Genomic DNA, 9034 nt, shown 5'->3' on the forward strand with positions numbered 1-9034 from the left:
CTGCAGAACCAGACAGGTTCTGCTGAAAGGGCCTCCGGCATCGGGGACCCTTTCAGCAGTGGCCCGCCCCGCCACGCCTCACTGAAAGGAAGTCACCATGTTGGACGCCGCACTGAAGACCCAGCTCCAGGGCTACCTGGACCACGTCAAGGTCCCCTTCGAGATCATTGCTTCGCTGGACAACTCCAAGTCCAGCGACGAGATGCACGAGCTGCTCGAAGAGATCGCCGGCATGCACGACAAGATCTCGCTGCGTACCGATGGCGTCGACACCCGCACGCCGTCGTTCCTGCTGCGCCGCACGGGCACAGAGCAATCGCTGCGCTTTGCCGCCATCCCGCTGGGCCATGAGTTCACGTCGTTGGTGCTCGCGCTGCTCTGGACCGGCGGTCATCCGCCGAAGGTCGAGCAGGCGCAGATCGACGCCGTCAAGGCGCTGGACCTGGATCTCGACTTCGAGATCTACATGAGCCTGACCTGCCACAACTGCCSGGACGTCGTGCAGGCGCTGTCGCTGATGGCCATCGTCAACCCGCGCATCCGCACCACCGTCATCGATGGCGGCCTGTTCCAGAGTGAGGTCGAGGCGCGTGACATCATGGCCGTACCGGCCGTGTGGCTCAACGGCCAGCCTTTTGCCTCGGGCCGCATGTCGCTCGAGGAGATCGTTGCCAAGCTCGACACCGGCGCCGCCGTGCGTGACGCCAAGAAGCTGGATGCCGAAGAGCCCTACGACATGCTCATCATCGGCGGCGGCCCTGCCGGCGCGGCAGCAGCCGTCTACGCGGCTCGCAAGGGCATCCGCACCGGTGTGGCGGCCGAGCGCTTCGGCGGCCAGGTCAACGACACGCTGGGCATCGAGAACTACATCTCCGTGTCGGTGACCGACGGGCCGAAGTTCGCCGCCGCGCTGGAAGGCCACGTCAAGGACTACCAGGTCGACATTCACAACCTGCAGCGCGCCGAGAAGCTCACGCCGGCCGCGCAGCCGGGCGGCTTCGTCGAGGTGGAACTGGCCAACGGCGCCAAGCTCAAGGGCAAGACCGTCATCCTGTCCACCGGCGCGCGCTGGCGCAACGTCGGCGTGCCCGGCGAGGCCGAGTACAAGAACAAGGGTGTGGCCTATTGCCCGCACTGCGATGGCCCGCTGTTCAAGGGCAAGCCGGTCGCGGTCATCGGCGGCGGCAACTCCGGCGTCGAGGCGGCCATCGATCTGGCCGGCATCGTCAAGCACGTGACGCTGGTCGAGTTCGGCGCCGAACTGCGCGCCGATGCGGTGCTCGTCAAGAAGCTGCAGAGCCTGCCCAACGTCACCATCATCGTGAACGCGCAGACAACCGAGTTCACGGGTGGCAGCAACGGCAAGCTCGACGGCCTGAACTACACCGACCGCATCAGCGGCGAGAGCAAGCGTGTCGAAGTGGAAGGCTGCTTCGTGCAGATCGGCCTGGTGCCCAACACCGAGTGGCTGCGCGGCACGCTGGAGCTCAGCAAGCATGGCGAGATCATCGTGGACGCCAAGGGCGCCACCTCGCTGCCCGGCGTGTTCGCCGCCGGTGATGTGACGACCGTGCCCTTCAAGCAGATCATCATCGCGGCCGGTGATGGTGCGAAGGCGGCCCTGGGTGCCTTCGACTTCCTGATGCGGAGCTGACGCTGGCCCACCTAGACTTCCCTCCCAGCGCCCGGCAAGCGGCGCAAGGGAGGTCACATGAAGGGATGGGCGTTCTGGTTACCCCTGGCGTTGCAGCTGGGGCTGGTGGCTTGGCTTGGCTGGTTGGTGCACAGAGTGCGCCTCGGCAAGCAGAGGCAGGACGCCCTGCTGGACGAACTGGCGCCTGGAGAGGGATGTCGCTGGTTCCGCATTCAGGTGTCGCGGCCCGAGGCCTTCGCCCGGCGGCTGAAATGGTTGCCCTTCGAGGGCTCCGGCCTGTTGCTGGATACGGGTGATGCCGTGCGCGTCGTTGCCCATCTTTGGGATGGCGAGCGGCTGGATCGGCTCATGTCCAAGGCAGCGCTGCAGATCGAGTGGGCCGGCGGCAACGCCCTGAGTAACCCTGTCCACTGGCTCCGTTTGAAGGGCCGCGGTGACGAGCTGATGGTGGCCGCCGACGTGGGCATGAATGCCCATGCCTCGCGCGACGGCACGGCCGACCTGTTCCGGGCCCTGCTGCCCGGCAAGCCTTTGCCGCCGTTAGCGATGGGAGGCTTCGCACTCGACAAGAACCGGGCCTCGGCGATCGCCACCGGCGTGCTGCTGGCGTTGTTGATATTCGCCGGTGTCGACGCCATGGCCAATGACCATGAACTGCTGTCCGAAACGCCGTTTGCCGTCGTACCGCTGTTTGGCGACCTGGCGGTCCTGCCGCTGATAGGCGTTCTGTTGGCGTTGCCTCTGTTTCCCGTCCTGCGTCGACATCATGTACCGATGGCCGAGTCGGCAGGGGTGACGTTCCTGATGATCATTGCCATGGCGATTGCCGCGGTTCCCTTCGCCAAGCGCCTGGACCAGACGCTGGCTCCCGCCGCCCAGTCCGCGGCCTATCGGCTGGTGGGCGCCACATCGCTGCAGCCCGTGCAGCCAGGCTTGCCAGCGCTGCAATTTCCGGAGCTGAAGGAATATTGGGCCCAGTTCGAGCGAGGCTCCGAGCACTCGTTCATGCTGGTTCATGGCCCGCTGGGCCTGTGGCAGCTCGACCGCGGTCCCCTGAACGAGAAGACGCGTGACTTCTATGCCAATGGGGCCAAGGCTTCGGCAAAGCCGGCTGCCTCGGCGCCCATCGCGCCGGGAAACGGGCAGCTCGTCAAACCACGCGCAGGCGCCACGCCAGCCGCAAGCCATCCAGCGAGTACAGAGCCAACGCCGCCCAGATGAAGCCGAAGGCGATGAGGCGGCTCGCGTCCATGGGCTCGTGGAACAGGAACACACCCAGCAGGAATTGCAGCGACGGCGACACGTACTGAACAACGCCCAGCGTCGCCAGCGGGAGACGCCGTGCGCCGGCCGCGAACAGCAACAGGCTGCCGGCCGTCACCGGGCCGGTGCCGATCAGCCAGGCCCAGTCCACGGCCGTCTGGCCAGCCATGCTGCCGTCCTGCGACCACCAGATCAGCCCACCCGCGGCCAGCGGCGCGAGGATGAGGGTCTCCAGCGTCAGGCCTTCGATGGCACCCAGCTTTGCCGTCTTGCGCATCAGGCCATAGAGACCAAAGCTCACCGCCAGCACCAGAGTCACCCAGGGCAGCTTGCCGCCGGCCACCGTCAGCCACACCACACCGAAGGCTGCCAGCCCCACGGCCAGCCATTGCACCGGGCGCGGGCGCTCGTGCAGCACGGCGAATCCCAGCGCCACATTGACTAGCGGGTTGATGAAGTAGCCCAGGCTGGCGTCGATGACATGGCCATGGCCGACGGCCCAGACATAGGTCAGCCAGTTGATGGCGATCAGCGTGGCCGACAGTGCAAAGCGCCGCCAGGTCGCCGCGCTGACGTCCTTCAGCCAGGACAGATTGCGCGTCACCAGCAGCACGACGGCCACGAAGGCCAGCGACCACAACGTGCGGTGGGCCACGATCTGCAGCGCGGGGATGGAAGCGATCTGGCGGAAGTAGAGCGGGAACAACCCCCAGCTCAGATAGGCGCCGAGGGCGAAGAGGATGCCGGAGTTCATGGCCGGCATTGTCGTTAAGGGTTACTCCGGGTGCTGCCGTGGGGGTGTCCACGTCGAATGGGCCCCGCCTCGTTCGTCGTCTTCCCATGGCCCTCATCGAATTCACGCCACAGCTGCGTCGCTTTGTCGACACGCCTCTCGTGGACACGCCCGCGGTCGTGCTGCGGGAGGGCCTGGACGCCGCCTTCGAAATCAATCCGAGGCTGCGTGGCTACATCCTCGACGACCAGGGCCATCTGCGGCCCAACGTCGTCATCTTCATTGACGGCCGGCGCATCCGCGATCTGCGGGGCCTGACCGACCCGCTTGGGCCCAACAGTCGGGTCCATGTCCTGCAAGCCTTGTCTGGAGGTTGAGAGATGACACAAGACCGCGCCTGGGTCGCGACCCGCAAAGGCCTTTTCGAGTTGCGCCGCCGTGGCAGCACCTGGCATATCGAGAACCTCAGCTTCGTGGCCGACCCGGTCACCATGCTGCTGCCGCCCGACGCCTCGGGCTTCATGCTGGCCGGCCTCAACCTGGGCCACTTCGGCGCCAAGCTGCAGGCCAGCGACGACGCCGGCAAGACCTGGCGCGAGGTGACGGCGCCGAGCTTTCCGGCCCAGCCCGAAGGCGCGGAAGGTCCGGCCTGGAAGCTGGAGCAGGTGTTCTCGCTGGAGCGCTCGGGCGACGCGATCTGGTGCGGCAGCATTCCCGGCGGCCTGTTCGTCAGCCGCGACCGCGGCGAGAGCTGGCAGCTCAGCGAAGCTTTGTGGATGGACCCGCGCCGCCTGCAGTGGATGGGCGGCGGCAACCCGGCGCCGGCCTTGCACTCGATCTGCCCGCATCCATCGAACGCCGACGACCTGCTGGTGGGCGTGTCCTGCGGCGGCGCCTGGCGCACCACCGATGGCGGCAGCAGCTGGGGCTTGCGCGCCAAGGGTATGCGGGCCGACTTCATGCCGCCCGAGCTGGCCGGCGACGAGAACTCCCAGGACCCGCACCTGATCGTCCGCTGCCGCGCCGAGCCCGATGTGCTCTGGTGCCAGCACCACTGCGGCATCTTCCGTAGCAGCGACAACGGCGCGACCTGGGAAGAGCTGCAGGCCCAGCCGTCGAGCTTTGGGTTTGCCGTCGCCGCGCATCCGGCCGACCCGCAGACGGCCTGGTTCGTGCCCGCGGTCAAGGACGAACGCCGCATCCCGGTGGATGGAGCTTTGTGCGTGACCCGCACGCGCGACGGCGGCAAGAGCTTTGACGTGTTGCGTGCCGGCCTGCCGCAGAAGCATTGCTACGACCTGATCTACCGCCACGGCCTGGCGGTGGACGACGCGGGTGAGCAGTTGATGATGGGCTCGACGACCGGTGGCCTGTGGGCCAGCGGCGATGCGGGCGACGGCTGGCAGGCCGTGTCGGCCCACCTGCCGCCCGTCTACGCCGTCAAGTTCGGCTGATCACGCCTTCAGCCGCTTGCGGATTGCCGCCAGCTCGACGGCGTCGAGGGTGGGCTCGGGGTAGCTCATCTTCAGCGCCGTGAGCGTGTCGACGATGACCTGCGACACGATGAGCCGGGCGTTGCGCTTGTCGTCCGCCGGCACGACATGCCAGGGTGCCTCTTCGCTGCTGGTCGCGCCCAACGCTTCGCCGTAGGCCTGCATGTATTTGGGCCAGAGCTCGCGCTCGGCCATGTCGTCGGCGGTGAACTTCCAGTTCTTGGCCGGGTCCTCCAGCCGCGCCAGGAAGCGCTGGCGCTGCTCCTCCTTGGACAAGTGCAGGAAGAACTTCAGCACCCGCGTGCCGTTGCGGTGCAGGTGCTGCTCCAGATTGTTGATGGAGGCATAACGATCCGACCAGATCGCCGGCGCACGCGTCGTCTCCTTGGGCAGGGACTGGGCCTTCAGGATCTCCGGGTGCACGCGYACGATCAACACCTCCTCGTAATAGGAGCGGTTGAAGATGCCGATGCGCCCGCGCTCGGGCAGGCACTGCGTGGTGCGCCACAGGAAGTCGTGATCCAGCTCCTGGGCGCTGGGGTGCTTGAAGCTGAACACCTGGCAGCCCTGCGGGTTCACGCCCGACATCACATGCTTGATGACGCCGTCCTTGCCCGCCGCGTCCATGGCCTGGAAGACCAGCAGCAGCGAGTAGCGGTTGTGCGCATAGAGCAGGTTCTGCAACTCGCTCAGCCGCTCGACCTGGGCGCCCAGCCGCTGCTCGTAGTCGCCTTTGTCGCTGTACAGCGGGTCGACGGCCGTGGCCCAGTGCTTGAGCTTGACCTTCTGGCCGGGCGCAACCCGGTAGGCCTGGGTGTCGATCTTCATGGCGGAGCCTCCTGCAGCCTGACGAGCCGCCAGCCTAACGCCACGCTCCTCCCGGTCGGTGTCAGACTTCGCCCCTCCGTCAATTCCGCCGTTGCCAAAGATGCTGCTGCGCGCTTCCTTTTTCCTGCTGTTGAGCCTGACTGGCCCAAGCGCCCAAGCCGCCGACGAGGAGAACAAGCCGCCGGCCTACGAGCCGCGCGCTCACTACACCAAGTACGAATACCGCGTGCCGGTGCGCGACGGCAGGAAGCTCTTCACCGCCGTCTATGTTCCCAAGGACCAGAGCCAGCGCTACCCCTTCCTGATGGTGCGCACGCCCTATGGCTGCGGGCCCTACGGCGTGGACCGCGATGGCATCAAGGGCCTCGCGCCGAACGAGGAGTTCCTGAAGGCCGGCTACATCTTTGTCTGCCAGGACGTGCGCGGCCGCAACCTGTCGGAAGGCGAGTTCATCGAGATGACGCCGCACAAGCCCGTCAAGAAGACCGTGGCTGATGTCGATGAAAGCTCCGACACCCACGACAGCGTGCAATGGCTGCTGGACCGCATCCCCGGCCACAACGGTCGCGTCGGCCTATGGGGCGTGTCCTACCCGGGCTTCTACACCTCGGCATCCATCATCGACTCTCATCCGGCGATCAAGGCCGCGTCGCCGCAGGCGCCCATTGCCGACCTCTTCAAGGGCGACGACAGCTATCACGGTGGGGCCTTCATGCTGGCGGCCAACTTCGGCTTCTACACCGGCTTCAAGCCGCAGCAGGCACCGGTGCCACCGCCCAAGCAATGGCCGCAGTTCGACTGGGGCACGCTGGACGGCTACGAGTTCTACCTGCAGCACGGTAACCTCGAGGCGCTGACGCAGCGGCTGGCCAAGGACGGCGGCCCCAACCCCTACTTCGACGTGCAGCTGGAGCACGACCGCTACGACGAGTTCTGGAAGTCCCGCGCCATCACACCCCATCTGAAGAACATCCGCGCCGCCGTGTTGACGGTGGGCGGCTGGTTCGACGCCGAGGACCTGGCCGGCCCGCTGGCCACCTTCCGCGCGATCGCTGGGCAGAGCCCCGCCACCGACAACCGCCTCGTCATGGGCCCCTGGGTGCATGGCGGCTGGGTCGGCGCGCCGGGGCGGCAGCTGGGCCGCGTGCAGTTCCAGCAGCCCACCGCCGAGCAGTTCCAGAAGGAGGTGCTGCTGCCCTTCTTCGAGCAGCATCTGCGAGAGGTCGCACCCAAGGCACCCATTGCGAAGGCCACCGTCTTCGAGACCGGCACCAACGTCTGGCGCCACTAYGACGCCTGGCCGCCCAGGCAGGCGCAGGCCCGCACCCTCTACTTCGCACCCGGCGGCAAGCTCAGCTTTGCGCCGCCCGACGCGACCGAGCCCGCTTTCGATGCCTGGGTCAGTGACCCCAACAAGCCCGTGCCCTACATCGGCTACGCGAGCTTGGGCGTGCCGCAGGAATACATGGTCAGCGACCAGCGCTTTGCGGCCACCCGGCCGGACGTGCTGACCTTCCGCAGCGACGTGCTGGAGGAGGACATCACCATCGTCGGCCCCATCGTCGCGCGCCTGTTCGCCTCGACAACGGGCAGCGACGCCGACTGGGTCGTCAAGCTCATCGACGTCTACCCCGCCGAACTGGAGGAGGAGGCCGCGAAGAAGCGCAAGCCGCGCACCGAGGACGTCGAACCGCCCGAGGCACCGCTCGGTGGCTACCAGCAGCTGGTGCGCGGCGACCCGTTGCGCGGGCGCTTTCGCAACAGCTTCGAGGCGCCCGAGGCCATGGTGCCGGGCCGCGTCGAAGAGCTGCGCGTTGGGCTGCAGGACATCAACCACAGCTTTCGCCGCGGCCACCGCATCATGGTGCAGGTTCAGAGCAGCTGGTTCCCGCTCATCGACCGCAACCCGCAGACCTTCATGCCCATCCGCAGCGCGAAGCCCGAGGACTTCCAGGCCGCGACGCAGAAGCTCTACCGCTGGCGCGGCCAGGCCTCGGGGCTGGACGTCAGGGTGCTGGAGCCGCGTTGATGCCACCGTGCGGGACTATCCTCGGTCGATAGCCGCCAAGGACCAGGGCCGAGATGTTCCGACGACTGCTGCTTGCGCTGATGCTGTTCGCGCCGCTGCYGGCCCAGGCGGCCTGCACGCGGCCGTTGCGCGTGCCCTTTGAGGACTGGCGGCCCTATTCCTTCATGGCCGACGGCCATCACACCGGCCTGGAGACCGAGTTGCTGGCCGCCGTGGCCAAGGAGGCCGGCTGCCGTGTCAGCTATGTGCGCGAAGTGCCGCGCAACCGCCGCCTGCCCATGCTGCTCGCCGGCCAACTCGATGTGCTGCTCGCTGCGACGCCGCGCGCTGACGCCGCCTGGTACACGCGCGCCTATCGCGACGAGGTGCTGGGCGTGTTCATGCGTGCCGACGAGGCTCGCATGGACGTGCACTCGCTGGATGAACTGCTGCGCGCCAACCTGCGCCTCGTTACCCACCGCGGGCCGGCCCTGGTGCCCATCATCAACGACTTCAAGGCCCATGGCCTGCTGACCTGGTTCGAGGAGTACGCCAAGGGCGTGCAGCTGATGCAGATCGGCCGCGGCGACGTGCTGCTCGGCGACAGCGTCGCCATCGCCTTTGCCGCGCGTGCTGCCGACGTGCCTCTCATCGAGCTGCCCATCCACCTGCTGCGCGACCCCGTCACCTACAAGCTCAGCCGCAGGTCGCTGACCGAGGCCGATCTGCGCGCCTTCAACCAGGCCATCCAACGCCTGGAGTCGCGTGGTGAGCTGCAGCGCATCCGCGCGCGCTGGCTGGGCTCGGTGCCCAGGCGCTAGAGGACGGTGTCCGCCGCGGCTCAGTGGGAACTCAATGCCTGGGCACGACAAGGATCTTGCCGTCGCGCTCGCCGGTTGCGGCCGCGGCAATCGCCTCCTTGATTTGCTCGACGGGATAGGTCGCGTGGATGCGCGCCTTCAGTTGGCCGGTGGCGATCAGCTTGGTCAGCTCGCCATAAAGCGCCATCTGCGCCTCGCGCGATGCGACGCGGAACCACTTGGCCAGCCAGAAGC

General features: G+C 67.2%; 9 protein-coding genes. 6 read left to right on the forward strand and 3 right to left on the reverse strand.

Annotated features, from left to right (window positions below; all coding sequences use genetic code 11):
* Window positions 1-97 precede the first annotated feature (97 nt).
* Together ahpF and AC1DU6_RS12190 are read left to right on the forward strand one after the other, a co-directional pair.
* Window positions 98-1654 (forward strand): alkyl hydroperoxide reductase subunit F, encoded by a 1557-nt coding sequence (gene ahpF / locus AC1DU6_RS12185; protein WP_477857448.1) that lies wholly within the window; start codon window positions 98-100, stop codon window positions 1652-1654.
* A gap of 57 nt (window positions 1655-1711) precedes the next feature.
* A complete protein-coding gene (locus tag AC1DU6_RS12190) occupies window positions 1712-2875 on the forward strand; it encodes a hypothetical protein (protein WP_477857450.1) in 1164 nt (387 codons plus the stop codon).
* Here the strand turns inward: AC1DU6_RS12190 and rarD are convergent.
* Window positions 2805-3671 carry an EamA family transporter RarD gene (gene rarD / locus AC1DU6_RS12195; RefSeq protein WP_477857452.1) on the reverse strand — a complete coding sequence of 289 codons (867 nt, stop codon included), beginning with the start codon at window positions 3669-3671 and terminating at the stop codon, window positions 2805-2807. The two genes, AC1DU6_RS12190 and rarD, sit on opposite strands and share 71 nt — an antisense overlap.
* An 86-nt stretch (window positions 3672-3757) precedes the next feature.
* Here rarD and AC1DU6_RS12200 point away from each other — a divergent pair, with 86 nt between their 5' ends.
* Both AC1DU6_RS12200 and AC1DU6_RS12205 read left to right on the forward strand, forming a co-directional pair.
* Entirely contained in the window at window positions 3758-4027 is a 270-nt protein-coding gene (locus AC1DU6_RS12200) for a MoaD/ThiS family protein (RefSeq protein WP_457390248.1), read from the forward strand.
* A 3-nt stretch (window positions 4028-4030) separates the two neighbouring features.
* A complete protein-coding gene (locus AC1DU6_RS12205) occupies window positions 4031-5104 on the forward strand; it encodes a WD40/YVTN/BNR-like repeat-containing protein (protein WP_477857454.1) in 1074 nt (357 codons plus the stop codon).
* Here the strand turns inward: AC1DU6_RS12205 and AC1DU6_RS12210 are convergent, their stop codons facing one another.
* Complete coding sequence (locus AC1DU6_RS12210; RefSeq protein ID WP_477857455.1) at window positions 5105-5971, reverse strand: ADP-polyphosphate phosphotransferase; 867 nt, start codon at window positions 5969-5971, stop codon at window positions 5105-5107.
* Window positions 5972-6071: 100 nt separating this feature from the next.
* Between AC1DU6_RS12210 and AC1DU6_RS12215 the strand changes: the two genes are divergently transcribed.
* Complete coding sequence (locus tag AC1DU6_RS12215; protein ID WP_477857457.1) at window positions 6072-8000, forward strand: CocE/NonD family hydrolase; 1929 nt, start codon at window positions 6072-6074, stop codon at window positions 7998-8000.
* Between the two features lie 53 nt (window positions 8001-8053).
* Window positions 8054-8800 (forward strand): substrate-binding periplasmic protein, encoded by a 747-nt coding sequence (locus AC1DU6_RS12220; protein WP_477857459.1) that lies wholly within the window; start codon window positions 8054-8056, stop codon window positions 8798-8800.
* A 31-nt stretch (window positions 8801-8831) separates the two neighbouring features.
* Here the strand turns inward: AC1DU6_RS12220 and AC1DU6_RS12225 are convergent.
* A partial coding sequence (locus AC1DU6_RS12225) for a zinc-binding dehydrogenase (RefSeq protein ID WP_477857460.1) occupies window positions 8832-9034 on the reverse strand: 203 nt, incomplete at its 5' end.

Source organism: Roseateles sp. P5_B10, from assembly GCF_056400485.1.